Raw genomic sequence first — 26873 nt, 5'->3', positions numbered from 1 at the left:
CCCCTACGAGGCGACCTCAGGGTCATTCCCGATGCGAGGGCCGCCCACCCCCCGATACCGTCCGTGGGCGTCGGGACGTCGTAGGGGGAGTGGGCGGATGCGCAGGGTGTTGGGGATCGCCGGCCTGGTGGTGGCCGGGGTGTGCGTGGCGTCGGGGTGCAGCCGCCTGCTGCCGCCGCAGTCGATGAGCGAGACGAAGACGCTGGACCAGTCGGTCACCTCGATCAAGCTGGACGGCCGGTCGGGCGACGTGACCGTGCGGGGGCAGGCCGGGCTGACCAAGGTGACGGTGCAGCGGACGATCAAGTACCACGACGGCACGCCCAAGCAGGACACCTACCGGGTGGACGGCGGCGTGCTGGTGCTCAGCGGCGACTGCGGCAGCAACTGCGACGTCGCCTACGATGTCACGGCGCCGGCCGGCCTGCCGGTCAGCGGCGAGACCTCCAACGGCGACGTCCAGCTGCGCAACGTCGGGGCGGTCAACGTCACCACCAGCTCGGGCGAGGTCGACCTGGCCGACGTGGCGGGCACGGTGAAGGCCGAGACCAGCAACGGCGAGATCACCGGGCGGGGGCTGCGGGGCGGGTCGGTGCAGGCGACCACCAGCAACGGCGAGATCAACCTGGCGCTGCTGGAGCCGGGCGACGTGACCGCGCGCAGCGACAACGGCGACGTCAAGCTGGCCGTGCCGACCGGCGGCTACCGGCTGACCACCCAGAACCACAACGGGCACCGCAAGATCGGCATCGCCGAGGACCCGAACGGCAAGAACACCCTGGACCTGAGCACCGACAACGGCGAGATCGAGGTCGTGCCGGCCTAGGGCGTGCGCCGCCGCAGCGGCCACCAGGTGACCAGCACGAACAGGCTGAACAGGTTGAGCACCAGCCACGTCGGGTGCAGCAGCGCCCCCGGCAGCCCCGGCCAGTTCAGGTACCAGTTGGCCAGCAGGTCCAGCACGATCACCGCGAAGGCCAGCGTCACGCCGTGCCGGTGGCCCAGCGCCACCAGCACCGCCGTCAGCGGATCGATCACCACCAGCGCCGTGAAGAACACCGCCAGCGGCACCGGCACGCCCGAGTAGCCGCCGGCCAGCAGGTCGATCGCGTGCGTCGTGGTGCCGATGAGAAAGCCGACCACATAACCGGCACGCACGATCCACCAGGGCACAACCCGGACATTACGCCAGGACCGATCGGCCCGTCGCGGCGCACCCGAACGGTCGGAAACGGGCCGGTAAATGGGATTCGCGCGGTACGCCAGGTCCGGCCTGACGTACCGCGCGAAGCGTGTGGGCTAGTTCGACAGGACCGTCGGCACGTTGTAGCCCTCGACCAGCAGACGCGGGTGCGACACCGACTTGCGGGGCGCCACGCTGACCGTCCTGCTCTCACCCGGCAGCAGCCAGAAGTAGTTGTCGCCGTACAGCGTGGGCAGCACGCGGTCCTTGCCGTTGTGCTCCCGCAGCGACAACCGGACCATGGCCGCCACCGTCTTGCCGGTGTTCTTCACGACCGCGCTGTAGGCGTTGGCGCTCTGGTTCAGCGACACCGAGACGCTGGTCGCGGCGACCTGGTTGAGGGCCCGCATGTCCGTGTCGGCCCGGTAGCGCCAGTACGTGTTCTCCGACATCAGGTTGCCGTTGCCGTCGGTCATCCGTAGCCGCAGCAGGTGCAGCGCCGGCAGGGAGTCGGCGAACGGCACCGTGAACGACGCCGTCACCGAGGACGGCGCGATGTCGACCTTCTGGCTCTGCGCCGCGCCGAGGGGCTTGCCGGCCAGGTCGTACAGCTGCGCCGACACCGTGGCGCCGGACACCGCCACCGGGGTGTGGTTGAGCGCGCTGACCTTCCAGTCGACGAGGCTGGCCTGCACGTGGTGCGGCTCGCACCCCTTGCGGGAGCCGTAGTAGCTGCCGTTGACGTCCATGTCGTAGTCGTAGGTCTGCCACACCGTGCTGTGCCAGGCCGGGTGCGACATCCACAGCAGCACGCCGCGGGCGTCGTTCCACAGCACTGCGTTCCACGCCTCGAAGATGGCGCGCATGCTCTCGTAGTTGACGAACTGCGCCTTTCGGCAGAACTCCTCCAGCGAGCTGGCCGGGCCCAGCCGGGCGGAGATCGCGTCGACGTAGGTCTGCGGCTTCTGGTTGCCGTTGGCCGACCAGTCGTGCAGGTACCACGACGGGCCGATCGGCCAGCCCGGGTCGCCCGCGCCGACCAGGTTGCGCATGGACTCGACCACGGACACGGTCGGCAGGCCGATCTCGCTCCAGAAGCCGTGCGTGACGCCGTAGTAGTTCTTCGGGTCCTGCCAGAAGTACGGGCCGTCGCCGCTGATCACGCCGCCGGCCGAGTTGCTCTGGTACATCAGGTCGCAGCTGCTGGTGACGATCTCGCGCAGCGGGGTGTCGATGGCGTCCGGTGGCGAGCCCTCGTTGCAGCCGAACCACACCACGTTGCACGCGTGGTGCCGGTAGCGCAGCACGACGTCCTTGGCCTGGGCCAGGAAGATGTCGTGGTTGGCCGGGTCGGCCGAGAAGCCGTCCCAGAACTCGTTCCACAGCAACAGGCCGTACTTGTCGCAGGCCGCGAACAGCTCCTCGCGGTAGCTGCAGCCGATCCAGTTGCGGATCAGGGTGAAGTTCATGTCCCGGTGCATGGCGACCACGTTGTCCACGCGGTCCGGCGGCATCCGGCGCAGCAGCTCGTCCCAGCCCCACGCGCCGCCGCGGATGAACACCTTGACGCCGTTGACGAAAATCGTCATCGGCACCGGGGAGTTGTCCACTGCCTTGGCGTCGGTCCAGGTGTTGCCGTCGGCCGAGACCTGGATGACGAAGGTCGCCGCGTAGGCGTACTCCCAGGTCAGGTTGAGCCGGTCGAAGGTCTGCGTGGAGCCGAGGTCGACCTGGATGTACTGGTCGTCCTCCCAGGCCGAGGCCCAGCGGGTGTTGGTGTCGCCGTCGACGGCGAGGCCCGGCGGCCGGCTCGGATCGTCCACGGAGGACGCAGTGGCCGGCTTGTTCAGGGCCAGGTCGGTGGTGGGCGCGGCGCTGTTGACCACGGACAGGGTGTAGAGCGAGATGCCGTAGCTGGTGGCCCGCTTGTGGCCCTGCAGCCGCACGTAGCGGGCCTGCTGCACCGGGAAGTCGACGGTCTGGTCGGCCCGGTTGTTCCTCATGGTGATCGGCAGGTTGTAGTCGTAGCTGATCTTGCGGATGCCGAACTCGACGGACCGCTTGTCGCTGGTCTTGTTGTTGACGGTGGCGGTCATCTGCAGGGTGTGCAGGTTCGGGTCGCCGTACCCGTTGGGCCACCACAGCTTCGGGTTGGCCAGCTTGAGCTGCGGGTACGCCGTCGGGTCGAACTTGACGTCGACCTGCTGGCCACCCGCCACCGAGACGGTCTTGCTCAGCTTGACGTTGTCGAAGGACGCGGCGACGGTGATCTGCTGCGAGGCCGTCGAAGCGTTGCGCACCGGCACCGTGATGGTCACCTCGGCGGCGCTTACGTCGGGCAGCTTGGGCAGCACGGTGTCGATCCGCGCGTCGCCGAGCACCGCCGCGCCGGTCGAGCGCAGCCGGACGTGGTCCCAGATGCCCGCGACGCGGTCACGCACCGCCGGCATCCAGTCCCAGCCCGAGGCCGCGACCAGCGTGGGGGAGTTGGCGAAGATGCCGCCGCCGGCGTCCACGAAGGACTGGCCGGCCGGGCCCTTGTCGCCGGGGCTGCCCGGGAACGGAATCGGCGTGATCTTCACGGCCAGCGCCTGGTCGCCGCTCTTGCGCAGCGCGCCCGTGACATCGAAGGCGGCGCGGCCGAACGGGTGCGACTGCGAGCCGACCGACTTGCCGTTGAGCCAGATGTCGGCCGTCTGGTTGACGCCGTCGAACTCCAGCCAGACAAAGCGGCCCGCGCCGGTGTCCACACCGGACGGAACGGAGAACGTGCGGCGGTACCACCAGGAATGCCGGGCCAGCGCCTCCGGGATGACCATGTTGTTCATGCCGGACACCGGGTCCGGGAAGTGGCCCTGCTCGACCAGGGAGGCCAGCACCGTGCCGGGAACCGTCGCCGGCACCCAGTTGTCCGTGTTCACCGCCGGGCCCGACAGCGCCGCGCCGTCCTGGCTCGGGGCGAAGTCGTCCATCGTCAGCACCCAGCCGGACTCGACCGGCACAGTGCCGTCGCCGGCGACCTTGAGCGCCGGGGGAGTGCGGTGCTGCGAGGGCCAGTTGGTCCAGCCGGTCACCTGCGGGCGGCTGCCCTTCGCGGTGCCGTAGACCTGGAAACCGTTGAGGCCCAGCGGGTTCGTCGTGGAGCGGCCGAAGGAGGTGAACCGCACCCAGCGGGCGGTCGCCGCCTGGTCCAGCGCGATCGTGTTCACCGCGCCGGTGCCGGCGGTGGTGCTGTGCACCGTCGTCCAGACCTCGCCGTCGCTCGACACGTCCAGCGCGTACGAGGTCGAGTAGCTGGTCAGGATCTCCAGGCCGCTGGTGCCGTTGCGGGACTTGGAGAAGTCGAAGGCCGGGTCGCCCTGCTTCGCGTCGAAGGTCAGCACGATCTTGCTGACCTGGCACTGGCCCTGGAGGTCGACCACCATCCACTGCGGGTCGCCCTGGGCGGCGCGCCAGCCGCTGCCGCGCAGGCCGACCTGGGCCACGCCGTCGACGGCGAAGCTGCCCGGCGTCGCCGCGTAGTCGGTGGAGGACACCGTCACCGGGCGGAACTGGGCCAGGTCCGTGGGTGCTCCGCCGGGGGCCTTGGCGTCGGTTGCCGCCTCGGCCACGCCGGGCAGCGCCGCCGCCAGGCCGAATCCCGCCAGCAGGGTGACTCCCGTGGACAGGAAGCCCCTTCTCGACAGCCCGTCTTCTTCGACCTGCGTCATGCCCAGCTCCCGTGACCGTCGCGGCGTTGACAACGTTGCCAAGACCCTGCTTCAGGGGTGAGACCAGTGTCAAGACGACAAGCAAGACAGGAAATGTGGACACCGACAACGTTGTCATCCGGCGGCCGCGGTGGGTGGCGGGGTCGGCACGGACAGCACCGACCCCGTCGCCTCAGCCCGTGGTCGCGGGCTCGGGCCGCCGGAAGTGCTTGACGATCTCGTCCGTCCACTGCATCGGGTGGACGGCGGTCGCGGCCCGGCCGGGCTGGGCGCGGGCCAGCCGGATGCCCTCCAGCAGGGCGTCGGTGGCCGTCTTGGCGTTGTACCGGTCCTGGATCCACTGCCGGCCGACGCGGCGGAGCTCGTCCTGGTCGGGGTGATCGAGCAGCTCCAACGCCTTGTCGGCCAGCTCGTCGGTGGCCAGCTCGGGGACCGGCCAGGCCGAGGGCGCGGCGTACAGCTCGGCCCCACCGCCGCCGGTGTAGCCGGTGACCAGGCAGCCGGCGGCCAGGGCCTCGGCGGTGGGCAGCCCGAAGCCCTCGCCTCGGGCGTGCTCAGGGCGATGAACACCGAAGTCTCGACAGGACCCGGGCGACCTCCTCGTGCGAGACGCCGTTGATGTCGTGCAGCTCACACGCCCGCGCTGCGTGGGTCGAGCGCAGCAGGCGCCGCAGCAGCGTGCTCTCCATGGGCCGCCGGCGTGACATCCACGCCACCCGGCGGACCTTGTCGGCCGGCCGGAACCGGTCCGTGTCGATGACCGGCGGCACGAGGTGCGGCTCGTACCCGGGCAGCGCCCGCCGCAGCATGTGTGCGCCGGCCTGCGACACCGTCCACAGCGCCGGCCGGGCCGCCCAACCCGGGTACGGGTCGAGGTCGGCCGTGCCGAGGAAGGTGATGTAGTGCCCCTGCGAGTAGATCACCGAGTGCGCGCCCTGCGCCGGATCCTTGTCCGGCACGACGGCGACCTCGGGCACCACGAGCACGTCGTCCTCGCCCAGCTCCAGGTTCATCCCGGACAGCGTGGGCACGGTGTCGTCGAACCATTGGTAGCGGAACCCTGCCGTCGGCGTCCACCGGTACGCCTCCACTCCGGCCGCGCGCAGCAGTTCCACCTGCTGGCTCAGCACCCTGATCCCGCCCAGCGGGAACTGAGTCTCCAACGCCGCGTAGACAACTCGCCCGGCCACCGCGCCTCCCCAGAAATTCAACATGTGTAGAACAACAGCATATGAGCGCGGCTCGACCGGTCGAGGCAGTGGGGGCAAGGACTGCCCGATCGGACAGGGGCCATGCGTGCCCGGGCTACGACCCCGGCAGCCGTCGGAACAGGCGGGCGGTGGCGGTACCCGGGTCGGCGGTCATGAACACCACCTGCTGGTCGTCGTCGGGAACGACGAGGACGTCGCAGTTCACCCGCAGTGGGCCGAAAACAGGGTGCTCGACGGTCTTGCTGCGGTGGCCGGGGGTGCGGACGGGGTTGGTGTTCCAGATGCTGACGAACTCCTCGCTCGCCCGGAGATCGGCGAGCAGGCTGGTCAGCCGGGGGTCTCCGGGGTAGCGGGCGGCGGAGCCGCGCAGGCGGGCGACGGCGATCTCGCCGAACTCCTCGGCGTGACTGGTGCGTTGGAGGTCGGGGTGCAGGAAGCGGCGGCGGGCGAGGTTGGGCTCGCTGCGCAGGTCGCCCAGCAGGGCCTCGGCCAGGGGATTCCAGGCGATGATCCGGTACGTGGCGTCGGTGACCACCGCGCCCGCCTCGGGGAGGCGTTTGAGCAGGTCGGCGAGGTGCGGACGGACCTGGCCGGGCGGCCCGGGCGGCGGGGCGGGGACGGTGTCGGCCAGCCGGAACAGGTGCCGACGCTCGGCTTCCGGGAGTTTCAGCGCGTCGGCCAGGGCATCGAGGATGCGTGGCGACGGTTTCGGCCCGCGCGCCTGCTCCAGCCGTGCGTAGTAGTCGACCGACATCGCGGCCAGGTCGGCGACCTCCTCGCGGCGCAGGCCAGGCGTGCGGCGGCGGCCGGCGGCGACCAGGCCGACATCGGTCGGTCGCAGGCCGGCGCGGCGGTCCTTGAGGAAACGGGCCAGCTCCTCCTTCGGCATGGTATCGATTGTGCCTGGTTACCGGCCCGCGTCGGCGGCATCGTCGAGGTATGAACGCACTGGTGACCGGGGCCAACAAGGGCATCGGCAGGGAAATCGCCCGTCAGCTGGTCGCGGCCGGCCTGACCGTCCACATCGGATCTCGCGACGCGGAGCGCGGGCGGCGGGCGGTCGAGGAGATCGGCGGCGACTGTCGGCTGCTCGTGCTCGACGTGACCTCCCCGTCCAGCATCGCCGCGGCGGCGGCGCAGGTGGAGACGCTGGATGTGCTGGTCAACAACGCCGGCATCATGGTCGACGGCGCCACGCCCTTCGAGTCGGACGTGGCGGCCTTTCGCCGTACCTACGAGACCAACGTGTTCGGTGTGCTGGCGGTGACCAACGCCTTCCTGCCGGCGTTGCGCCGGTCCTCGCATCCCCGGATCGTCAACGTCTCCAGCGGCACCGGGTCCCTGGCGTGGAGCAGCGAGCGGTACGCCACCGGCGGGACCGGGGCCGCCTACCGGTCGTCGAAGGCGGCGTTGAACGCGTTGACCCTGTACTACGCGCAAGCGCTTGCCGGCTTCAAGGTCAACGCCTTGGCCCCGGGGCTGCGTCGCACGGATCTGGCCGCGCGCGCCGCCGCCAGCGACGGTGATCCGGCCGAGGCCGCCGCGGGCGCCGTGCGGTTGGCGCTGCTGCCCGACGACGGCCCCACCGGCACTTTCGTGTCGTGGGACGGAACTCCGGCCCCCTGGTGAGTCAGGCCGGCTTGGCCCAGCTGCCCGGCGCTGCCCGTCCGGGGGGTGTCCCTATGTTGTTGTCAAGCCGCGGCCGGGGCGGGAAGCGGCTCGGGATGCCGGTAGCAGGCGCGGTTGCGCAGCATCGCGTAGAGCACGTCGCAGCGGCGCCTGGCCAGGCAGATCAGGGCGGCGTTGTGTTTCTTGCCCTCAGCCCGTTTTCGGTCGTAGTAGGCCCTGCTGGTGGGGTCGGCCAGCGCGGCGAACGCGGCGAGGAAGAACGCGCGTTTGAGCTTGCGGTTGCCGGTGCGCGCTGGGTGTTCGCCCTTGATGGAGGAGCCGGAACTGCGGGTGACCGGGGCGATGCCGGCGTAGGCGGCCAAGTGACCGGAGGACTTGAACGCCGAGGCGTCGCCGATCTCCAGCAGGATCCGGGCGGCGGTCCTGACCCCAATGCCGGGCATCGAGGTCAGGACCCCGGCAAGAGGGTGCGCATCGAGTATCTCCTCGACCTCGGAGGCGATCTGTTTGCGTTGCTGGAGCACGGTTTTCAGACTGTCGGCCAGGCGGGGCAGCACGGTGTCCGCTGCTGTGGTGCCTGGGACGGTGACGGTCTGCTCGTTCAGCGCTGTCATGATCGCGGTGACCAGTTTGTCGCCCATGCGGGGGGCGTGCGCGGTGGCGATCGCGGCGAGCCGGCGGCGGCCGGCGGCGCGGATGCCGGTCGGGCCGCCGCAGCGGGACAGGATCTCCAGCACTGCTGGGTGGCTGATCCGTGGGCCGATCGCGCGTTCGAGTGCGGGGTGGATGCCGGTGAGCAGGCCGCGGATGCGGTTGCTGATGCGCGTTGCTTCGCCGGCCAGGTCGTCGTCGAACCCGACCAGCACGTCCAGCTCGGCCAGGGCGTCGTCGCCGACGTCGACCGGGCGCAAGGTGTGGGGCAGCGAGCGGGCGGCGTCGGCGATGATGAACGCGTCCCGGGCGTCGGTCTTGGCGCGGCCGGGGTAGAGGTCGGCGATGCGGCGCATGGCCAGGCCGGGCAGGTAAGCGACCTGGTGGCCGGCGGCGCGGGCGACCGCGACGGGCAGCGCGCCGATCGTGGCTGGTTGATCGACGACGACCAGCAGCGGTCCATGTTGGGCGAGTTTGTCGAACAGCGCCCGGAGTTTGGGTTCGCTGTTGGGCAGCGGGGCGTCGTGCAGGCGCTTGCCGGTGGGGTCCAGGCCGACGGCGTGATGGGCGTCCTTGCCGACGTCCAGGCCGAGGAACACCCTGAAACCGCTGGTCATCTGTCAGGCCGTTCGTTCGTTGTGGGTGGTCGCCGGTCGAGCATCGATGGCCGGCACCCACGTTACGACGAGACCTGCCCGGTGGGCGGCCGTGTCCCTATCAGCGGTCCTTCGATGCCACCAGGTCCGGTGACACCACCCCCCGGATCATGGGTTCGACTGGGGGCGTTAGTCATGCCGGACCTGGCGACCACGACTCCTTGATCAGGAGCTACGAAGAAGGTAACGGGGTGCCCGATCGGGCCGCGATGTGGCACGGTGGCGTGGTGGCCTACGACGTGCTGTTCGAGCCGGTGCCGATCGGGCCGGTCGTCGCCCGCAACCGGTTCTTCCAGGTGCCGCACTGCAATGGCATGGGCTATCGAGATCCCAGCGCCGAGGCGGCGATGCGCGGGGTGAAGGCCGAGGGCGGCTGGGCGGTGGTGTGCACCGAGGAGACGGAGATCGATCCCTCCAGCGACATCACGCCGTCCATCGAGCTGCGGCTGTGGGACGACCGCGATGTGCCGGCGGTGGGCCGGATCGCCGACCGCATCCACGAACACGGCGCCCTGGCCGGCATCGAGCTAGTCCACAATGGACTTCACGCCGCCAACCTGACCTCGCGGATCCCGCCGATGGGGCCGAGCGCGCTGCCGGTGGTCGGCAGCAACCATCCCGTGCAGGCGCGGGCGATGACCCTGGCGGACATCGCCGCGCTGCGGGAGATGCACCGCGCCGCTGTTCGGCGGGCGCTGTCGGCCGGCTACGACCTGGTCTACGTCTATGCGGCGCACGGCTACGGCATGCTGGAGCATTTCCTTTCCTCGCAACACAATCATCGTTCTGACGAGTACGGCGGCAGCCTGTGGAACCGGGCGCGGCTGCTGCGTGAGGTGTTGTCTGACACCCGCGAGTTGTGTGCCGGCAAGGCGGCCGTGGCCTGCCGGTTGGGAGTTGGCGGCGGGGCCGAGGAGACCGCGTTGTCGGCGGCGGAGACCCGGGAGGTCGTGCACTCGCTGCGTGATCTTCCGGACCTGTGGGACTTCGTGGCCGGGCCGTGGTCGCTGGACTCCAACACCTCCCGGTTCGGGCCCGAGGGCGAGCAGGAATCGGCCGTGCGCGGACTGAAGTCGTTGACCGACAAGCCCGTTGTCGGCGTCGGCCGGTTCACCTCGCCGGACGCCATGGTGCGGCAGATCCGCGAGGGCACCCTGGACTTCATCGGCGCCGCCCGGCCGTCGATCGCCGATCCCTTCCTGCCCGCCAAGATCCGTGACGGCCGGCTGGACGAGATCCGGGAATGCATCGGCTGCAACATCTGCGTGTCGGGGGACCACACGCAGTCGCCCATTCGCTGCACCCAGAACCCCAGCATGGGCGAGGAATGGCGGCGCGGTTGGCACCCGGAGCGTATTCGTGCGGCCGATTCCGACGCCAGTGTCTTGGTCGTCGGCGCGGGGCCTGCCGGCCTTGAGGCCGCGATGTCGTTGGGGCGCAGGGGTTATCGCGTCACCTTGACCGAGCGTTCCCGTGTGCTCGGCGGTCGGGTGCGGCGGGAGTCCCTGTTGCCGGGGCTGGCGGCGTGGATCCGGGTCGTCGACTACCGTGAGATGGTGCTGGCCAAGCTGGACGGCGTCGACGTGTACTTCGAGAGCACCATGACCGCCGATGACGTTCTGGAGCACGGTTTTTCGCACGTGGCCGTCGCCACCGGCTCCCGGTGGCGGGCCGACGGCGTCGGCCGGGCCCATCCGCTCGGGCTGCCCATCGATGCCGGCGCCCAGGTCCTCACCCCAGACGACATCATGTCCGGCTCACGCCCTCGCGGCCGGCAGGTCGTGGTCTACGACGACGATCACTTCTACCTCGGCGCCGTGCTGGCAGAGTTGTTGGCCCGCGAGGGTTTTGCCGTCGAGCTCGTCACGCCGGCACCCAGCGTCTCCGAGTGGACCGCCAACACCATGGAGCTCCCCAAGATCCGCCGCCGCGTCCTGGAGGCCGGCATCACCGTGCACACCGACCGCGCCGCCGTTTCTGTCGCCGCCGAGTCCCTGCGCACCGCCTGCGTCTTCACCGGCTCGCAGCGGGATCATCCCGCCTCGGCCGTCGTGCTCGTCACCGCCCGTGCCCCCGTCGACCAGCTTTGTCAGGACCTGGTGGCGCGTCAGGCCGAATGGTCCGACCTGCGGTCCGTCCGCGCCATCGGCGACGCCTTCGCCCCCGGCACCATCGCCGCCGCCGTGTGGGCCGGCCGCGAGTACGCAGAGACCTTGGACGCCACCGATGTTCCCTTCCGCCGCGAGATCACTGCTCTAGGCTCCTAGTCGATCCAGTGCGGATGTTCCTTGCGGGCCCACGACACCCGGACATATCCCGTGCGCATCCCTTCGCGGGCCAGCGGATCCCGGTAGGCCATGCGGATATGTCCCACCACCACCGCCGCTATGGCCAGCGCCAGCCAGTCGTGCACAAAAATCGCGCTGCTGCGCGGAATCCACGTCAACAGGCCGCCGAACCACATCAGCAGGCCCGTGAACAGCATCACCGGCACCGCCCCCGCGATCCAGGCCGCGTACAGCTTCTGCCCCGCATTGAACTTCCCCGCCGGCCGGTGCTTGATCCGCTTCACCGCCAACCGCAGCCACTCCCCGTCGTACTTGGCGAACCTGTTGAGCCGCTTCAGCTCCATTCGGAACTCCTTCGACAGCAGCCCCAGCAACAGCGGCACCGGCAGCAGCAGGCCCGAGACCTCGTGCACCGCCACCACCAGCAGCCTCCGCCCCACCACCTCCGCCAGCGGCCCGAAATACAGACACGCCGCCGTGCCCAGGCACAACGCCATCAGCCACCCGGTGGTGCGGTGCACCAGCCTCGGCACCCGCCCGAACCGCCGCACCCGGTCCGGTTCGGTGTCGCCCGCTTCACTGCTGACCACCCCGGCGCCGGCCGTGTCAGAGCCAGCCGTCGACGTCATAGCCGTAGTCCTCCCAGTAGCCCTGCTGGACGCGATCGGTGATCGTGATTCCCGACAGCCATTTGGCCGATTTGTAGAAGTACATCGGGGCGACATAAAGGCGGCACGGGCCGCCGCGTTCGTGGGTGAGGGGCTGGTCGCCGAGTTTGAGGGCGGCCATCACGTCGGGGCGTCGGGCCTGGTCCAGGGTGAGGCTTTCGGTGTACACGCCGTCGAAACAGGTGAAACGAACGGCCCGCGCCTGCTTCTTCACGCCGACAGCGTCGAGGAGGGCGGAAAGCGGCACGCCGGTGAAGGCGGCGTTCTCGACCTTCCAGCCGTCGGTGCACTGGACGTCGTGCACGACCCGGCGCTGGGGGAGCGCGGCGAGGTCGGCGAGGGTGAACGTCCGGGGGCGGTCGACCAGGCCGTCGATGGTCAGGCGGTAGTTGCCCTCGTTCTTGACGGGCACCGACGCGGCGACGCTGAAGTAGCGGAATCCGCCGCTGTTGGGCAGCAGTCCGGTGACGCCGACCGGGTCCGCGTCCAGCAGTTTCTGCCACCCGCCCTGCAACACGGGAGCGGCCGCGATGCCGGCGGCGCCCAACCCCAGCATCGACAGGACCACTCGGCGTCCGATCGGCTTGCCTTCGTTCTCGCTCACATGGCCAGCTTATACGCACCTGTCTGACCGGTGCGCAATACGTGGGATGGTTGGCGCGATCCGTGGTGGTGTGAAATTCGGGCTACGGCTCGCTGAGCTGGATGAGATAGGCGTCGAGCTGGGCGGCGCCGGCGATGAGGTGGCGGCTGCGGGTGGTGAGACGCTCCTGCCAGGCGTCGAGGAAGGTGCGCAGTGCCTCGGTGCCGCCGGCCTCGTGCAGGGAGTCGATGAACTGGGCGACGTGTCGCAGCGGATAGCCACCTCGACGCAACTGGCGGGCGATCTCGGCGTCGCGGACCGCCTCGGGGCCGTACTCGCGATAACCGGTGGCACGGCCGCGAGCGGGCCGCAGAATGCCCTCGACCTCCCACGTGCGCAGCGTCGCCGGGTGCACATCGAGCCGGCGCGCCAGTTCGCCCACCGTCAGCGAGGCTCCGCGGAACGGCTCGGCCGCGGAGAGCGCGTTGAGGGCGTCGGCGACCTCGGTGCGAGTGCTGCGCTCCGCGCTGAGGGCCACGTGCGCGTCATCGATCAGCCGGTACGCGGACTCGGTGTCACCACGATTGATGGCGCGCATGATCTCCAGCGCCGGCTGATGCCCGTGCCCTCGCCGCAGCGCGAGGAAGGCGCGCAGCGCTTGCGCGTGGAGGGCCGTGTACCGCCGGTGCCCCGTCTCGCTGCGCTCGGTCGGCGGCAGGACGCCGGCATCGTCGTAGTTGCGGATGGCCTGGGTGGACAATCCGTGCTCACGGGCCAGGTCGACGGGGCGCAGGCTGTACCTCCCTTTGAGGTTTTGGGCCACTGGGTCCAGCTGAGCGTCGCACAAAGCTCAATGGAATCTTCAACGATAGCGTCAAGGGCAGTTCCGGATGGGAGGATGTTCATGTCTACTGCCGCACCGCTGCACGGGATCGGCCGCCAACTCGACACCCCGGCCGCCCTGGCTCGGACGATCGACGAGCTGCTCGTCACCCGGCCCGAGGCGCCGACGGTGTTGGCGCTGGGTGAGCCGACGCACGGCGTGAAGGCGTTCCCGTTGCTGCGTAACGAGATGCTCGCCCATCTCGTCGAGCGGGGGTTTCGGTCGATCGCGCTGGAGAGCGACTTCTTCGCGGGGGCGGTCGTGGATGCCTACGTGAACGGGGGCGAGGGGGAGATCGAGGAGGTCCTGGCGACCGGGTTCAGCCACGGATTCGGTGCGGTGCCAGGAAACCGGGAGCTTGTGGAGTGGCTGAGGGCGCACAACGCCGGGCGCGCGGAGGGCGAGCGGGTTCGCTTCTACGGATTTGACGCGCCGACGGAGACCGGGACGGCGCCCAGTCCGCGGCGATGGCTGGTGGGGGTCAAGGACTACCTGCCGACGGGGCTGCACCCGGAGTCGTCACGCGAGCTCGAAGGCCTGCTGGGTGACGACGGGGACTGGACCAACCCGGCGGCCATGTATGACCCGGGGGCGTCGATCGGCAACTCGGACAGGGTGCGCGCGCTGCGGATCATCGCCGACGACCTGGCCAGCGCACTCCGCCGCGCGGCACCGAGTCTGCTGCCCGAGGGCTACAGCGAGGCGGTGGGGTGGGCGCGGACGGCGCAGGCGTTGTTGAGATATCACGCCGCGATGGCCCGGACGGCGCCGGATCGGGTGGGGGTGCTGATGAGCCTGCGGACGGAGATGATGGCGGACAACCTGCGGGCGATGGTGCAGCGGGAGCGGCATCGGGGGCCGAGCCTGGTGTTTGCCCACAACATGCATCTGAAGCGCGGGCAGTCGACGCTGGTGTTCGGGGCGGAGAAGGCGACGTGGGGGAGCGCGGGGGCGCTGGCGGCGAGGGACCTGGGCGAGCGGTACGTGTTTGTGGCCAGCGACGGGAGTCCGAGCAGCGAGGAGGGAACGCTGCAGGGGGCGTTGGTCTCGGCCACGAAGGGGCGAACGCTGTTCCCGGCGGAGGAAGCCCGAGCGGCGCTGCCCGAAGGGATGCGCACGGGAGAAGCGATGGTGCGCGGGCATATCCCGCTGACGCGGGAGGATCTGGACGGGGCGGATGCGGTTGTGTTCATCACGGACACGGACGGGAAGCAGCACCAGTACTGGTAGCTAGCGGACGCGAAGGCCGCGGAGGATGACGGCGGTGGGCTTCTCCAGGAGGGAAAGATCGGTACGGGGGTCGGCGGGGTAGACGACGGCATCGGCGGGGGAGCCAGGGGTGAGACCGCCGAGGCCGAGGAAAGAGCGGGCGGACCAGGAGGCGGCGGCGAGGGCGTCGTGGGGGCGGAGGCCGGCGTCGACGAGGGCGAGGATCTCGTCGGAGATGCGGCCATGGGGACGGGAATCGGTGCCGGCGAGGACGGTGACGCCGGCTTCGACGGCGGCGCAGGCCAGGGGGCCGTGGGCCTCGGCGCCGTTGAGGTACCAGTCGCGGCGGGGGCTGGGCTCGGCGGCGCGGACCCGGTCGAGGCCGGAAGTGATGATGGAGAGGGTGGGCGTGAGGACGCTGCCCTGGGCGGCCATGGTGTGCAGGGCAGCGGGGTCGAGGCACATGCCGTGCTCGATGGAGTCGACCCCGGCGGCGACAGCGGCGAGGCCGCCGGCGGCCTGCTGGGGTGTGGGCGGCGACGCGGCCGCCCGACGGCGTGCACGGCGTCGACGACGCTGCGGAGCACGTCGACGGAACGACCTCGTCGTCGGGACCCCAGTCGGTGATGACCTTGGCCCAGCCGGTGCGGGCGGCCTGCGCGGCGGCGACGGCGGGCATCTCGGCGTGGGAGACGCGGCGGCCCCCAGCCGTCGAAGAACTGGCCGCGCTGCGCCAGCCAAGGGCCGGCGTGCCAGGCCCGAGGCACGTCGGGATCCTGGCCGAACCACGAGGGCGGGTCGCCGGCGAGGCCCGGGGCGCGGATGGCGGTGACGCCGGCGTCGACGTGCCGGTGCAGGTCCTCCCGCAGCACCGCCTCGTCGAGCGGGTCGCCGGGGTTCTCCGCGCCGGGATGGGTGTGCGAATCGACGAGACCGGGCAGCAGCCAGCCCTCGACGAGCTCGGCGTTGGGGGCCGGATCGGTGGTCCACCGGTCGCCGTCGGCGTAGAGGTCGACGACCTCGCCGCTGGGCAGGGCGTAACCGCGGACGCGGATCACGCGGTCCTCCTCGCGGTGAGCAGCAGCATGCCGGCCGGGCTGCGGAGGTCGACCAGGTCGAGGCCGGCGGCGGAGAGCCAGGACATCAGCTCGGACGTGGTGAAGGAGCGCACGCCGAAGGTGTTCTCGTGCTGCTGCTGGAAATACCGGTAGGTGGGGCGTTCGGCCTGCCGGTAGGTGAAGGCGGTGAAGAGGCCGCCGGGACGCAGGCAGCGAGCGACCTCGCGCAGGACCTCGCGGGGTTCTGGCAGCAGCTGCAAGGCGTTGGAGCAGTTGACGGCTCCTAACGAGCCAGTGGCGAAGGGAAGTCGCAGCGCGGTGCCGCGCACGATCCGTATACCGGGAATGTCGGCGCGGATGGCGTCGATCATGGGGACGCTCAGGTCCAGGCCGACGACCCGGTCCAGGCCTAGGTGGTCGATGAGGGTGCGGGTCCACCGGCCGGCGCCGCAGGCGAGGTCCAGCAGCGGCGCGTGCGCGGCGGTCAGGTGCGCTCGCAGGTAGTCGTCCTCGGCCTCGGGGGTCAGGGCGTTCTCCCAGTTGTCGCCCATGATCTCCAGGAACGAGGTCCGCGTGTGGTCCTCGTACCTCGGCACGTGCAGCGGGTCCTGGAGGAAGAACTGGCCGAGGCCGCCGCCCGGGGCGCGAGAGGCCGGCCCGAGATCGAGGTAGCCGCCGGCGTCGGGATAGGCGTGGCCGCACGTGGTGCACTCGACGCCATTGGCGGCCGTGGTCAGCGGCCCGAGGCAGGCCGGGCAGGCGAGGATGTCGATGAGGTCAGACACGGGCGTTCCGTTCCACGTGGTGATCGGCCTTGGCGCCCATGAAGGCGAGCAGCGAGGTGGTCTCGGCGTCCCAGATGGCCCGCACGGTCGCGGCGTCCCACCGGCCCTCGTCCCGCCAGCGGCGGTCCAGCTCGCGCTCGGCCTCGTTGAGCTCCCACAACGCGGGTGTGGGCCAGGAGCGGCCGATCCGGTCGGGGTCGGGGTCGGCCAGGCAGCGCTCCAGCCGTTGCCGGTCCTCGTCGGACAAGCCAGTGGTCGCGGCCAGCACGGCGTCGGCATGTTCACGGAAGTGCGCGCCGAGGAATGCCAAGGCCAGCAGGACGGATTCGGGCTGGTCGGGGCCGACGGCGTGGAGAATCTCCGGCAGCCGCGGGGAAACGGCGTCGTGCGAGGCCTCGGCCAGGATGCCGAGCAGGATCAAGGCCCGCGCGTGCCCCGGATCGGACGGAATGCGGTGTGCCGCAACGACAAGCCCGTCGATGACGTCGTCGAACGTCGGGCCGGGCCCGGCGATCTGCGCGGCGAAGTACCGGTAGGACTCGGCGGTTCCCGGCGCGGCGGCGAGCAACTCCGCCTGACGGGCCCGTTCGGCAGGATCGTCGCGGAACAGGGTGGCGCCGCGCGACGCGGACTCCGCGGCCATCAGGCCGGGATCGGTTGGGGTGTGGGCGTCCCCGTCTTCCGACGCCGGAGAGTTGACGACCTGGAACATCTCCTCGAAGCCGCCGGGCGTGATGAGCATGAGGTAGTGCGCCCGCTCGGAGATCACCGCGAAGCGATGGGCCTTGTGTCGCGGCAGGAAGGCCGACTCGCCGGCCTTCAGCACGCCGTCGCGGCCCCCGACCGTGTACTCGAGTTCCCCCGCTAACACCACGAGGGTCTCGTCCTCGCGGGAATGGACGTGCGGCGGCGTGGAATAGCCGCGCAGGGCCTGCTGCTCGACGACGCTCACCGCGCCGTCGGTGTCCCCGGCGGTGACCCGGATCGACATCAGGCCGCCGAGGTGCCACAGCTGGCGCGGCAGTTCCGAGGTGCGCCGGGCCAGCAGACCGGGTGGGATCGACATGGCATCCACACTAGCGACCGCGCAACGCCGGCAAGGCCGATTGACGACGAAGGGCCGGTCCACAGGGGACGGTCAGAGCCCGACCCGCTCGATCCGGTAGCCGTCCGGGTAGCTCGGGGTCACCAGTTTGTCCTGGTAGAGCGGGGTTTTCCGGACGGGCAGCCAGCGGACTACCTTACCTCGCGCCTTGAACGCAACCCGCCCGGCGCGGACCGCCCACGAGGGCACCGGACCGACCCCCAGCGCCGCCCGCACCCGGTCGTCCAACAGCGCGTTGGCCATCGTGTCGGCGAAGCGGCGGCCGGCCGCCGCGAGAGGGCGGGGCAGCCATGCCGCGAACAGCGTGGTCAACTCGGTGCGGGTGGCGTCCCACTGCCGCTGATTCTCGGCGGTGTAGGCGAAATGTTCCCGTTCGTACGTGTCGAACCACGCCTCGAAGGCCGGCAGCGTCGCCGGCACGTCCCGCACGCCCATCAGCCGCCCCAGCTCCTGGTAGAAGCGGAACGTCGCGGTGCGCTCGTGACAGCAGATCGGCCGCCACGCGTACTCGTCGAGCCAACGCAGCACCGGAATCACGAATGTGCCCAGTACGTAGACGAATTCGTGGTTGGCGATCCGCCACGGCTGCTCCGGCGTGCTGGCCTGCCGCGTCGCCGCCCCGTGCACGCGCCGCATCTGCCGAACGGCGGCCAGCCCTCGCTCGTGCTCGAAGCCGTGCAGGATGACCTCGAAGAGCAGGATGGCGGTGTTGTCCAGGCGCCGCTGGGTGTGCCCGGTCATCCGGCCGGTGCGGTCCAGCAGCGCGCTGATGCCCGGCACCGCGAAGGTGCGGTAGAAGCCCAGCTGGATGCCCATGGTCATGTCCCACGGGAACTCCAGCAGCGCCATGTCGCGGTAGATGCGGTGGTAGTCGCGGTCCGGGTCGAGCCGCCGGAACTCGCGCAGCCGGTCGTACCGCCCCATCGACGCCTCCCCTAGCCCAAGGACGGGGCGATCTTGCCGACCAGCTCGTACGAACGGCGGCGGGCAGCGTGCTCGTACACCGGCGTGGTCAGCATGAGCTCCGTCGTGCCGGTCTCCGCCAGCACAGCCTGCAACAGCTCCCGGACGGTGTCGGGCGATCCGACCAGCACTCCACCCGATCGGACGGCGATCTCCGCCCGGTCGTCGTCGGTGTACAGGTACGCGGCGGCCTCGGCCGGGCTGGGCAGCTGAACGCGCTTGCCACGGACCCGGCTGAGCACCTTCAACCGGGTGGAACCGGCCAGGTACTCGGCCTCCTCGTCGGTGTCGGCGACGATCACCGAGACGCTGACCAGGGTCCGCGGTCCGTGATACCGGCCGAGCGCCTCGACGGCGTCGGCCGGTTTGAGGTGGTGCGCGTAGGCGTAGCCGAGGCCGAGCGTCCCGGCCAGGGCAGCGCTGTGGCCGCTGGATCCGAGCAGCCAGACCTCCGGCACGTTGCCCACGGCCGGCACCGCGCGGATCCGTTCCCCGGCCGCCGAGAAGTACCGCAGCAGCTCGGCGACCTGCTCCTCGAACGTCTTCAGGGTCCGTTCCCGCTCGCTGCGGACGGCGTCGGCGTACAGCCCCACAACCCGCTAATCTCGGATAAGCTGATATAAAGGGTCGCAGACGACTCTAGAAATCATATCCCGATGCTAGTTTTGCGGTTGAGTAACCGCGCCAGTCGAAGTAGATCGAGAGTCCGGTTATCGCGATCTATATAACTGCCGGACTCGCACGCTCGAAGCGAGTCCCTCTGACTGGCCCGGCAGGATGCCTGGAGGTCACGTCGCCAGGTGTTTTTGCTGGGAACACCGATTCTCGGCAGTGATACTTGAGGATGTCACTGTCTAACACCCTGGTATGCTTGTCCCCGCCCTGACAGAGCGTTCGAGTGGTGCGTGTTAGGACCCAGTAGCGGTGAAACCCCAGCTCGTCGGCGAGAACGGCGAGGTCGAGCGTGTTTCGGAGCGCCTCGCGGGCGGTGCTGCCGCGCACGATCGGGGACGTGTCCAGCACGGAGACGCGCACGCCCATGATCGTGGTCCTTCCTCAGCCGGTCGCCGTCGGAGGGGCTGAGCCTGCCACTTGGCGACGCGCGGCCGGTCACGGGGTTTCGTCGTCGGCGGCGATGAGGGCCTTGGCCAGGGCGCGCATCATCGAGGCCTGCTCGCGAGCGCTGCGGGCGTTGACCGCGCCGCGCTGCGCCATCTTCGTGACGCCGGAGTCGCGCATGGCCTGCTGGAGCTCCTGGGTGGCGGCGCGCAGTTCGGACTGGGCGGCTTCGTTGGCGGCAAGCGTTTGCGCGAGCTTGGCGGCCTGCGCGGTGAGCTCGCGGTCGACCTCGGCCGGGATCTCGGCGTCGGTGAAGTAGCCGACCTGGACCTGGAAGAAGGAGGCGACGGCCTGGAGCGTGCGCAGCGTGGGGTTCTGCTTGATGCCGCGGCGCAGCTCGGACAGGTGCGACTCGGACAGCTCGAAGCCGGCGGCCTTGGCCGCGGTCACGACCTCGCGGTTGGTGTAGGCCCGTTCGGGCGCGGCCACGGGTCTGCGGACGTCGAAGAGCCGGTTGAGCCGGTCGCTCAGCGTGGAGTGGTTCGGCTCTCGCTCGCTGTCCATGTCTCCGCTCTCCCCGGTCGGCGTTGCGTAACCAGCATGCCATGTCGTTGACATGCGAACCAGCGTCACCAGGTGCTAGGCCCGTTCGATTCACTTCATCTCAGCGTAGCGATGTGCCTGATTCGTGCTGTACGGTTTCGCTGAAGCGGCGAAGCCATCGTCGCAGACCTGAGTTGGCTGCGCGGGGGAGGGTGGCCGATCCGGCGCTCTAGGGGTGCGCCGGATCGGCTGCCCCATACGGGCATGGGGTATGTTCGACGGCGTGACCCCCGGTGCGCGGCTGCTGACGGTGTTCGCCGTGCTGGCCGGGGTGTTCCTCATGCACGGCCTGCCGGCGCAGGACTGCTCCGCCGCCATGCCGGCGATGGGGGCCGTGGCCCACACCGGCATGGACATGGGGTCCGGCCACGGCGGCGTGTGCGTGTTCACCACGCCGTCCCGCGACCACCTGCCGATTCTGGCCCTGGTGCTGCTGTTCGTCGCCGTCCTGCTGACGGTGCTGTGGCGACCGCTGCTGGTCGCCGGTCCGAGTCGTCGTGGGCCGCCGCTGTTCGGCGCCCGGCTGTTGACCGTGGTGTGTGTCTCCCGGACCTGACGGACGCTCGCGTTGAGCCGTCCTGTTCACATGACCCGGAAAGACAATCCCATGTTCACGATCACACGCGCCCTGGCGGCCGTAGCCGCCGCCGGGTTGTTGACCGCTGCCTGCGGCAGCACCCCGATGTCGATGCCGTCAACCCCGATGTCGACGCCGTCGTCCTCGATGTCCATGCCCGGCATGGCCATGGGCGACGGCCTCGCCGCCGAGTCCGGCGGCTACACCTTCGCCCCGGCCTCCAGCACGGTGTCCGGCCCGTTCCAGTTCCGGATCCTCGGCCCGGACGGCCGGGCGGTCACCGAGTTCGAGCCCGAGCAGACCAAGCTCATGCACTTCTACCTGGTGCGATCCGACCTGACCGGGTTCCAGCACGTGCACCCGACGATGGCCGCCGACGGCACCTGGACCGCCCCGCTGACCACTCCCGCTGCTGGCGCCTACCGGGTGTACACGCAGTTCGTCGTCAAGGGTGCCGATGAGGTGCTGAGCCGCCCGGTCACCGTCCCCGGCGATGCAACGAAAACCGCCTTGCCCGCGCCCAGTGCGACGACATCGGTGGATGGTTTCACCCTGGCCGTCGGCGGCAAGGTCATGGCCGGCATGAGCCACGAGCTCACGGTCGACGTCAGCAAGGACGGCCGGCCGGTCACCGATCTCCAGCCGTACCTTGACACGGATGCGCACTTGACGGCGTTTCACGCAACGAATCTCGCCTTCGCTCACCTGCACCCGCAGGGCAAGACGGGGTCGAAGCTCACGTTCGAGGCGATGCTGCCCCAGGCCGGCGACTGGCGCCTGTTCATCCAGTTCCAGACCGACAACGTGCTGCACACCGCCGCGGTGACGATCTCCGCGGCCTGACTGACGCAGGGAAGGACGCCTTACCCGCGTTCAACGAGGGTAAGGCGTCCTTCCCTGCATAACAGGGGGTCAGCGGAAGCGGCGGAGGCGGAGGCTGTTGGTGACGACGAAGACGGAGGAGAAGGCCATGGCGGCGCCGGCGATCATGGGGTTGAGCAGGCCGAGGGCGGCCAGGGGCAGGGCGGCCACGTTGTAGGCGAAGGCCCAGAACAGGTTGCCCCGGATGGTGCCCAAGGTCTTGCGGGACAACCGGATGGCGTCGACGGCGGCCCGGAGGTCGCCGCGCACCAGGGTGAGGTCGCTGGCCTCGATGGCCACGTCGGCGCCGGTGCCCATGGCCAGGCCCAGGTCGGCGCGGGCCAGGGCGGCGGCGTCGTTCACACCATCGCCGACCATGGCGACGACGCGGCCCTCGCTCTGGAGACGGGCCACGGCCTCGACCTTGTCGGCCGGCAGCACCTCGGCGATGACGTCGTCGATGCCGACCTCGGCGGCGACGGCGCGAGCGGCGGAGGCGTTGTCGCCCGTGAGTAGAACCGGCTTGAGCCCCAACGACTTCAGCCCGGCGACGGCCTCGGCGGAGGTCGGCTTCACCGTGTCGGCGACGACCAGGACCGCCCGCGCGGAGCCGTCCCACGCCACCGCGACCGCCGTGCGGCCGGCCTTCTCGGCGGCCTGCTTGGCCGCCGACAGCGAGCCGTCCAGGTGCAGACCCCACTGCGCCAGCAGCCGATCCCGGCCGACCAGCACCGCCTTGCCCTCGACAAGGCCTTGCACGCCAAGGCCTTCCTCGTTGCGGAACTCCTCGACGGCCGGCAGCTCGCCGACCCGGTCCACCGCCCCGGCGGCGATGGCCTTGGCGATCGGGTGCTCCGAGGCGTGCTCCAACGCGCCGGCCAGCCGGAGCGCCTCCTCCACGGCGACACCCTCGGCCACGTGCACGTCGACCAGGCTCATCCGGCCCTCGGTGACGGTGCCGGTCTTGTCCAGCACCACCGTGTCCACCCGCCGGGTGGACTCCAGCACCTCCGGGCCCTTGATCAGGATGCCCAGCTGCGCCCCGCGACCGGTGCCCACCAGCAACGCGGTCGGCGTGGCCAGGCCCAGCGCGCACGGGCAGGCGATGATCAGCACCGCGACGGCGGCGGTGAACGCGGCTTCGGCGGCGTTGCCGGTGGCCAGCCAGGTGATCAACGTGCCCAGCGCCAGCACGATCACCACCGGCACGAACACCGCGGACACCCGGTCGGCCAGGCGCTGCACGGCAGCCTTGCCGTTCTGCGCGTCCTCGACCAGCCGCGCCATCTGCGCCAACTGCGTGTCGCCGCCGACCCGGGTCGCACGGACCACGAGCCGCCCGCCGGCGTTGACCGTCGCGCCGACCACGGCGTCGCCGCTGCGGACCTCGACCGGCACCGACTCGCCGGTCAGCATGCTCATGTCGACGGCCGAGCTGCCCTCGGCGATCACGCCGTCGGTGGCGATCTTCTCACCGGGACGGACCACGAACTCGTCGCCGACCCTCAGCTCTGCCAAGGGAATCCGGCGCTCGCGGCCGTCACGCAGCACCGCGACATCCTTGGCGCCGAGCTCCAGCAGCGCACGCAGGGCAGCCCCGGAGCGGCGCTTGGACCGCGCCTCGAAGTACCGGCCGGCCAGGATGAAGACGGTGACCCCGGCGGCGACCTCGAAGTAGACGTCCATGCCGGACATCGAGGCCATGCCGGTCGACGCCATGGCGGCGTCACCGAAGAACAGCGCGTACAGCGACCACAGGTAGGCGGCGCCGACGCCCATGGAGATCAACGTGTCCATGGTGGCCGCGCCATGCACAAGGTTCGTCCAGGCGGCGCGGTGGAACGGCAGCGCGCCCCAGACCACGACCGGGCTGGCCAGCGTCAACGCCAGCCACTGCCAGTTCGTGAAATACACGCCGAAATCATCGACAGCAGGACCACCGGCACGGCCAGCACGGCTGACACGATCAGCCGTTGCCGCAGCGGATCGTGTTCGTCAGAAGCGGCGGGCTTCTCAGCCGGCAGTTCGGCGGTGTAGCCGGCGGCCTCGACGACCTGCACCAGGTCCGCGGGCGCCAGCGTGCCCGGGAAGCTGACCTTGGCCTTCTCGGTGGCGTAGTTGACGGTGGCGGTGACGCCGTCAACCTTGTTGAGCTTGCGTTCGATGCGGTTCGCGCAGGAGGCGCAGGTCATGCCGCCGATGGACAGCTCGACCTCGTGCCGGGCGAGCTGGGTCGCGGATGTCATCGAGGCTCCTCCATGGAGAGTGGGTGGCCCGCCGCCTCCACGCCGACGGGCCGGGGTGTCAGCCGACCAGCTGGTAGCCGGCCTCCTCGACGGCGGCGCGGATGTCGGCCGCCGGCACGTCGACGTCGCTGACCACGGTCAGCCGGCCGGTGGCCAGGTCGACGTCCACCTGCCGCACGCCGCTCACCTCGCTGACCTCCTCGGTCACCGAGCTGACGCAGTGGCCGCAGGTCATGCCCTGGACGGTGTAGGTGTTCTCGGCCATGGGGTGTGCTTCTCCTCGGGGATGAGAGTTGACGTCAGGAGCGGACCAGCCGGGCGATCGCGTCGCCCGCCTCCTTGATCTTCTCGTCGGCGCTCGCGCCGCCCTCGGCGATGGCGTCGGTGACGCAGTGCCGGAGGTGCTCGTCGAGCAGCGACAGGGACACCGCCTGCAACGCCCTGGTCGCGGCGGAGATCTGCGTCAGGATGTCGATGCAGTACTTGTCCTCGTCGATCATGCGCTGAAGCCCGCGGACCTGACCTTCGATCCGGCGCAGGCGACGCAGGTGCGCCTCTTTGCTGTCGGCGTAACCGTGCATCGTCGTCCTCCTGTGGTCGGGTGGCCCACGACGCGGCCTGGGGCGGGGGAGTCGCGGGCTCGTCCCTCCTTTATACCCCTAGGGGGTAGCGGTACGCGAATCTGGGCGGCCGGAATCACCCGAAGGAGCACGGCCGGCCGAAGGTCAGGACTTGGTGGCGACCAGGGCCAGCGCCGGCCCGTGCGGGTGATCGGCGGTGTCGAAGGACACGGCCTTCACCTGCCAGCCGAAGTGCGCCAGGGCGGCCAGCAGGTCGTTGCGGGACAACCAGTTGCTGTGCGGGGCGCTGCCGCCGCAGAAACCCTTGAGCTGTAAGGCGCTCTCGTACTCGAACCGGTGCAGGGTGTGCTCGAGGCCCTCGTGCGACGACGTCTCGGCGGTGGTGAAGCGCGGCGACAGCAACTCGCTGGACCGGACGATTTCCTCGTCGTAGTAATGGGTCCAGAGGAAGAGCCGCGAGCCGGCGCGAGCGGTCAGCGCGATGGTCTCGACCGGATTGCGCATGTGGTAGAGCACGCCGCTGGCGAACACCAGGTCGAAGCGGTCGGCGTTGTCCCGCAAGTACGCCATGAAATCGCCCAGCACGAACCGCGCCGCCGGCATGCCGAGAAGTTCCTTGGCGATCAGGCACTTCAGGTAGGCCCGGGTCTGCGACTCGATGGCCAGCACGGACGACGCGCCGGCCCGGGACAGCATGTGCGTGTGCCCGCCCTCCAACGGCCCCAGCTCCAGCACGCTGGCCCCGGTCACGCCGCCGAGCTGGTCAAGGGCCCACTCCACCCGGTCGTCGGCGAACAGCGGGATGGGCCCGGCCGAGACGCCCGGCACCTGCGAGGACCATTCGCCGGCGAAGACGTCCACGGCGTTCTGCGCCGACGGCGCCGACGTCACGTACTCGTCGAGGATCGACGGCTGGGCAGCGGGTTCCGGTTGCCGGCGGAGCCGCGACAGGAGGGTGCGCACGGATGCACGGTAATTGACCGGCGGCGCACGCGGGGCCCGGCTACCCTGCTGGCGGTGTCAGCGAAGTTGAGTGCGGCGGCCGCCGCGTTGCAGGCGTTGTCCAACCCGACCCGGCTGGCCATCCTGGCCGCGATCGCCGACCGCAACCAGCGGCGGGCCCCGGTGGTGCTGGGCGAGCTGGGCTTCGACCTGCGGGTGGTGGCCAAGGAGGTCGGCCGGCTGACCGAGGCGGGCCTGCTGGTCAAGGTGCGCGGCCAGTTCTTCGCCGACCTGTCGCCGCTGGGTGGGCTGGCCGAGGCGGTGGTGGAGGCGACGGCGCTGGCCCGCGCCATCCCGCCGGACTCGCCCCTGCGCCGCTACCTCGTGCACGGACGCATCGAGGCCCTGCCCAGGCGACCGGCCGACCTCGACGCCATGGCGGCCGTGCTGTGCACGCTGCTGCCGAACGACCGCACGCTGACCGAGGCCGAGGTCAACGACCACCTGGCCCAGGCCGGCGACGACGTGGCCGGCCTGCGCCGCCTGCTGGTGGACCTGCATTTCGTGCGGCGCAACGGCTCGGCCGAGTACGAGGTGATCGAGCACCCGGTGGACGTCCACTCGTAGGACAATTCTGTCGCCGAAAAGAATTCGGCGCGGACAGAAGTGTCCGGTCGAAACGGCGGGCCACTCGACCAGGTGGAATCGATTCCGCGGGCAATTCCTTTCGTCGGGTTCGGCGGGTAGTCTTGGGGGCCGGAAATCCCCGCGGAATCGGACGGTGAGATGACACCCGGCTTACGTCACCAGGGCTGTCTGTACGGCAGCGACTCCGAGTTCGTCGCGATGGCGGTTCCGTTCGCCCGCGAAGGCCTGGCCCGCGGCGAACCGGTGCTGGTGGCCACCACCTCGGCCAACCTGGAGCTGCTGCGGGACGCGATGGGGCAGGAGGCCGACGGCGTCGACTACGCCGAGGCGGCGTACTTCGGCCGCCGTCCGCCGCAGCGGGCGGCGGCGATCCACCGGTACTGGGCCAAACACGGCGGCGCCGTGGTGCGGGTCATCGCCGAGCCGGTGTGGACCGGCCGCTCCCGCCGCGAGGTCGACGCCTGGCAGCGCATGGAGGCCGGCGTCAACGTGGTGCTGGCCGATGCCGACATCCGGCTGATCTGCCCGTACGACACCAGGATCGTCGAGCCGGCCATCGTCGACGACGCCCGCCGCACCCACCCGGAGCTCGTCACGGGCAGCGAGGGGCGGCCGTCGCCGGAGTTCATGGCGCCGGCCGACTTCGCCCGCACCCACTCGACGACCGGCGCGGTGGCGGCGGTCGGCGACTTCTTCCTTTTCGACGGCGATCTCGGGGCCGTGCGGCGCTACGTGCTGGACAAGGCCACCCCGCTGCTGCCGGACGAGGACGCC

29 protein-coding genes are annotated in these 26873 nt (G+C 70.4%); 8 read left to right on the top strand and 21 right to left on the bottom strand.

Annotated elements, in window-relative coordinates:
- The first annotated feature begins 97 nt into the window (after positions 1-97).
- The gene (locus KUTG_RS14505; RefSeq protein ID WP_043717350.1) at positions 98-826 is read left to right on the top strand and encodes a DUF4097 family beta strand repeat-containing protein; all 729 of its coding nucleotides are present in this window, start codon (positions 98-100) and stop codon (positions 824-826) included.
- Here KUTG_RS14505 and KUTG_RS14500 read toward each other — a convergent pair.
- The 5 genes from KUTG_RS14500 to KUTG_RS14480 all read right to left on the bottom strand — a co-directional run bounded on the left by KUTG_RS14500 (position 823) and on the right by KUTG_RS14480 (position 6993).
- The gene (locus KUTG_RS14500) at positions 823-1173 is read right to left on the bottom strand and encodes a hypothetical protein (RefSeq protein WP_052394501.1); all 351 of its coding nucleotides are present in this window, start codon (positions 1171-1173) and stop codon (positions 823-825) included. The genes KUTG_RS14505 and KUTG_RS14500 overlap by 4 nt on opposite strands.
- A gap of 126 nt (positions 1174-1299) precedes the next feature.
- Positions 1300-4893, bottom strand: a complete 3594-nt coding sequence (locus KUTG_RS14495; RefSeq protein ID WP_043717348.1) for a discoidin domain-containing protein — start codon at positions 4891-4893, stop codon at positions 1300-1302.
- A gap of 172 nt (positions 4894-5065) precedes the next feature.
- Positions 5066-5527 (bottom strand): glycosyltransferase, encoded by a 462-nt coding sequence (locus KUTG_RS58430; RefSeq protein ID WP_157494537.1) that lies wholly within the window; start codon positions 5525-5527, stop codon positions 5066-5068.
- Positions 5448-6083, bottom strand: coding sequence for a hypothetical protein (locus tag KUTG_RS14485; RefSeq protein WP_157494536.1), 636 nt, complete (start codon positions 6081-6083; stop codon positions 5448-5450). The genes KUTG_RS58430 and KUTG_RS14485 overlap by 80 nt, the downstream gene beginning before the upstream one ends.
- Positions 6084-6198: 115 nt before the next feature.
- The gene (locus KUTG_RS14480) at positions 6199-6993 is read right to left on the bottom strand and encodes a helix-turn-helix transcriptional regulator (protein ID WP_043717342.1); all 795 of its coding nucleotides are present in this window, start codon (positions 6991-6993) and stop codon (positions 6199-6201) included.
- 50 nt (positions 6994-7043) lie between these two features.
- On the opposite strand from KUTG_RS14480, the gene KUTG_RS14475 reads away from it, so the two are divergent.
- Positions 7044-7733 carry an SDR family NAD(P)-dependent oxidoreductase gene (locus KUTG_RS14475; RefSeq protein WP_043717341.1) on the top strand — a complete coding sequence of 230 codons (690 nt, stop codon included), beginning with the start codon at positions 7044-7046 and terminating at the stop codon, positions 7731-7733.
- Positions 7734-7795: 62 nt separating this feature from the next.
- On the opposite strand, the gene KUTG_RS14470 is transcribed toward KUTG_RS14475, so the two are convergent.
- The gene (locus tag KUTG_RS14470; protein WP_043717340.1) at positions 7796-9001 is read right to left on the bottom strand and encodes an IS110 family RNA-guided transposase; all 1206 of its coding nucleotides are present in this window, start codon (positions 8999-9001) and stop codon (positions 7796-7798) included.
- A 230-nt stretch (positions 9002-9231) separates the two neighbouring features.
- Here KUTG_RS14470 and KUTG_RS14465 point away from each other — a divergent pair, with 230 nt between their 5' ends.
- Positions 9232-11307 carry an oxidoreductase gene (locus tag KUTG_RS14465; protein WP_232240801.1) on the top strand — a complete coding sequence of 692 codons (2076 nt, stop codon included), beginning with the start codon at positions 9232-9234 and terminating at the stop codon, positions 11305-11307.
- On the opposite strand, the gene KUTG_RS14460 is transcribed toward KUTG_RS14465, so the two are convergent.
- From KUTG_RS14460 to KUTG_RS14450, 3 genes are all read right to left on the bottom strand, one after another.
- Positions 11304-11957: a cytochrome b/b6 domain-containing protein gene (locus tag KUTG_RS14460; RefSeq protein WP_084579316.1), complete on the bottom strand. Its 654-nt coding sequence runs from the start codon at positions 11955-11957 to the stop codon at positions 11304-11306. The genes KUTG_RS14465 and KUTG_RS14460 overlap by 4 nt on opposite strands.
- On the bottom strand, positions 11935-12600 hold the full coding sequence (locus tag KUTG_RS14455; RefSeq protein ID WP_043717339.1) for a molybdopterin-dependent oxidoreductase: 666 nt from the start codon (positions 12598-12600) through the stop codon (positions 11935-11937). Before KUTG_RS14455 ends, KUTG_RS14460 begins: the two co-directional genes overlap by 23 nt.
- A gap of 82 nt (positions 12601-12682) precedes the next feature.
- Complete coding sequence (locus KUTG_RS14450) at positions 12683-13372, bottom strand: MerR family transcriptional regulator (protein ID WP_043729351.1); 690 nt, start codon at positions 13370-13372, stop codon at positions 12683-12685.
- Between the two features lie 111 nt (positions 13373-13483).
- On the opposite strand from KUTG_RS14450, the gene KUTG_RS14445 reads away from it, so the two are divergent.
- Positions 13484-14692 carry an erythromycin esterase family protein gene (locus KUTG_RS14445; protein WP_043729349.1) on the top strand — a complete coding sequence of 403 codons (1209 nt, stop codon included), beginning with the start codon at positions 13484-13486 and terminating at the stop codon, positions 14690-14692.
- Here KUTG_RS14445 and KUTG_RS63525 read toward each other — a convergent pair whose 3' ends face one another.
- From KUTG_RS63525 to KUTG_RS53410, 6 genes are all read right to left on the bottom strand, one after another.
- Entirely contained in the window at positions 14693-15136 is a 444-nt protein-coding gene (locus tag KUTG_RS63525) for an amidohydrolase family protein (RefSeq protein ID WP_232240800.1), read from the bottom strand.
- A 589-nt stretch (positions 15137-15725) separates the two neighbouring features.
- Positions 15726-16514: a methyltransferase domain-containing protein gene (locus tag KUTG_RS14435; protein ID WP_043717337.1), complete on the bottom strand. Its 789-nt coding sequence runs from the start codon at positions 16512-16514 to the stop codon at positions 15726-15728.
- Positions 16507-17580 carry a cupin domain-containing protein gene (locus tag KUTG_RS53415; protein WP_052394497.1) on the bottom strand — a complete coding sequence of 358 codons (1074 nt, stop codon included), beginning with the start codon at positions 17578-17580 and terminating at the stop codon, positions 16507-16509. The genes KUTG_RS14435 and KUTG_RS53415 overlap by 8 nt, the downstream gene beginning before the upstream one ends.
- A gap of 72 nt (positions 17581-17652) precedes the next feature.
- Positions 17653-18543 (bottom strand): oxygenase MpaB family protein, encoded by an 891-nt coding sequence (locus KUTG_RS14425; RefSeq protein WP_043717335.1) that lies wholly within the window; start codon positions 18541-18543, stop codon positions 17653-17655.
- An 11-nt stretch (positions 18544-18554) separates the two neighbouring features.
- The gene (locus KUTG_RS14420) at positions 18555-19175 is read right to left on the bottom strand and encodes an LLM class flavin-dependent oxidoreductase (RefSeq protein ID WP_052394496.1); all 621 of its coding nucleotides are present in this window, start codon (positions 19173-19175) and stop codon (positions 18555-18557) included.
- A gap of 517 nt (positions 19176-19692) precedes the next feature.
- Positions 19693-20205: a helix-turn-helix domain-containing protein gene (locus KUTG_RS53410; RefSeq protein ID WP_052394494.1), complete on the bottom strand. Its 513-nt coding sequence runs from the start codon at positions 20203-20205 to the stop codon at positions 19693-19695.
- Between the two features lie 262 nt (positions 20206-20467).
- On the opposite strand from KUTG_RS53410, the gene KUTG_RS14410 reads away from it, so the two are divergent.
- Entirely contained in the window at positions 20468-20800 is a 333-nt protein-coding gene (locus tag KUTG_RS14410; RefSeq protein WP_157494534.1) for a hypothetical protein, read from the top strand.
- Between the two features lie 26 nt (positions 20801-20826).
- Here KUTG_RS14410 and KUTG_RS61235 read toward each other — a convergent pair whose 3' ends face one another.
- Positions 20827-20976 carry a hypothetical protein gene (locus KUTG_RS61235; protein WP_198047925.1) on the bottom strand — a complete coding sequence of 50 codons (150 nt, stop codon included), beginning with the start codon at positions 20974-20976 and terminating at the stop codon, positions 20827-20829.
- Between KUTG_RS61235 and KUTG_RS14405 the strand changes: the two genes are divergently transcribed.
- Positions 20969-21664 (top strand): hypothetical protein, encoded by a 696-nt coding sequence (locus KUTG_RS14405; RefSeq protein ID WP_232240799.1) that lies wholly within the window; start codon positions 20969-20971, stop codon positions 21662-21664. The genes KUTG_RS61235 and KUTG_RS14405 overlap by 8 nt on opposite strands.
- A 69-nt stretch (positions 21665-21733) precedes the next feature.
- Here KUTG_RS14405 and KUTG_RS14400 read toward each other — a convergent pair whose 3' ends face one another.
- The 5 genes from KUTG_RS14400 to KUTG_RS14385 form a co-directional block, all read right to left on the bottom strand.
- Positions 21734-23596 carry a copper-translocating P-type ATPase gene (locus KUTG_RS14400; protein ID WP_369794466.1) on the bottom strand — a complete coding sequence of 621 codons (1863 nt, stop codon included), beginning with the start codon at positions 23594-23596 and terminating at the stop codon, positions 21734-21736.
- A complete protein-coding gene (locus tag KUTG_RS66160) occupies positions 23563-23928 on the bottom strand; it encodes a cation transporter (RefSeq protein ID WP_369794465.1) in 366 nt (121 codons plus the stop codon). The genes KUTG_RS14400 and KUTG_RS66160 overlap by 34 nt, the downstream gene beginning before the upstream one ends.
- A 58-nt stretch (positions 23929-23986) precedes the next feature.
- Positions 23987-24193 carry a heavy-metal-associated domain-containing protein gene (locus KUTG_RS14395; RefSeq protein WP_043717327.1) on the bottom strand — a complete coding sequence of 69 codons (207 nt, stop codon included), beginning with the start codon at positions 24191-24193 and terminating at the stop codon, positions 23987-23989.
- A gap of 34 nt (positions 24194-24227) precedes the next feature.
- Complete coding sequence (locus KUTG_RS14390) at positions 24228-24509, bottom strand: metal-sensitive transcriptional regulator (RefSeq protein ID WP_043717325.1); 282 nt, start codon at positions 24507-24509, stop codon at positions 24228-24230.
- Positions 24510-24653: 144 nt separating this feature from the next.
- A complete protein-coding gene (locus KUTG_RS14385; RefSeq protein WP_198047161.1) occupies positions 24654-25472 on the bottom strand; it encodes a class I SAM-dependent methyltransferase in 819 nt (272 codons plus the stop codon).
- A 54-nt stretch (positions 25473-25526) separates the two neighbouring features.
- Between KUTG_RS14385 and KUTG_RS14380 the strand changes: the two genes are divergently transcribed.
- Together KUTG_RS14380 and KUTG_RS14375 are read left to right on the top strand one after the other, a co-directional pair.
- Entirely contained in the window at positions 25527-26078 is a 552-nt protein-coding gene (locus KUTG_RS14380) for a DUF2087 domain-containing protein (RefSeq protein WP_043717323.1), read from the top strand.
- A gap of 159 nt (positions 26079-26237) precedes the next feature.
- Positions 26238-26873: MEDS domain-containing protein (locus KUTG_RS14375; RefSeq protein ID WP_043729335.1), on the top strand; the 636-nt coding region annotated here is incomplete at its 3' end.

Source organism: Kutzneria sp. 744 (assembly GCF_000568255.1).
Lineage (GTDB): Bacteria > Actinomycetota > Actinomycetes > Mycobacteriales > Pseudonocardiaceae > Kutzneria.
This window is presented reverse-complemented; position numbering and strand designations above follow the sequence as displayed.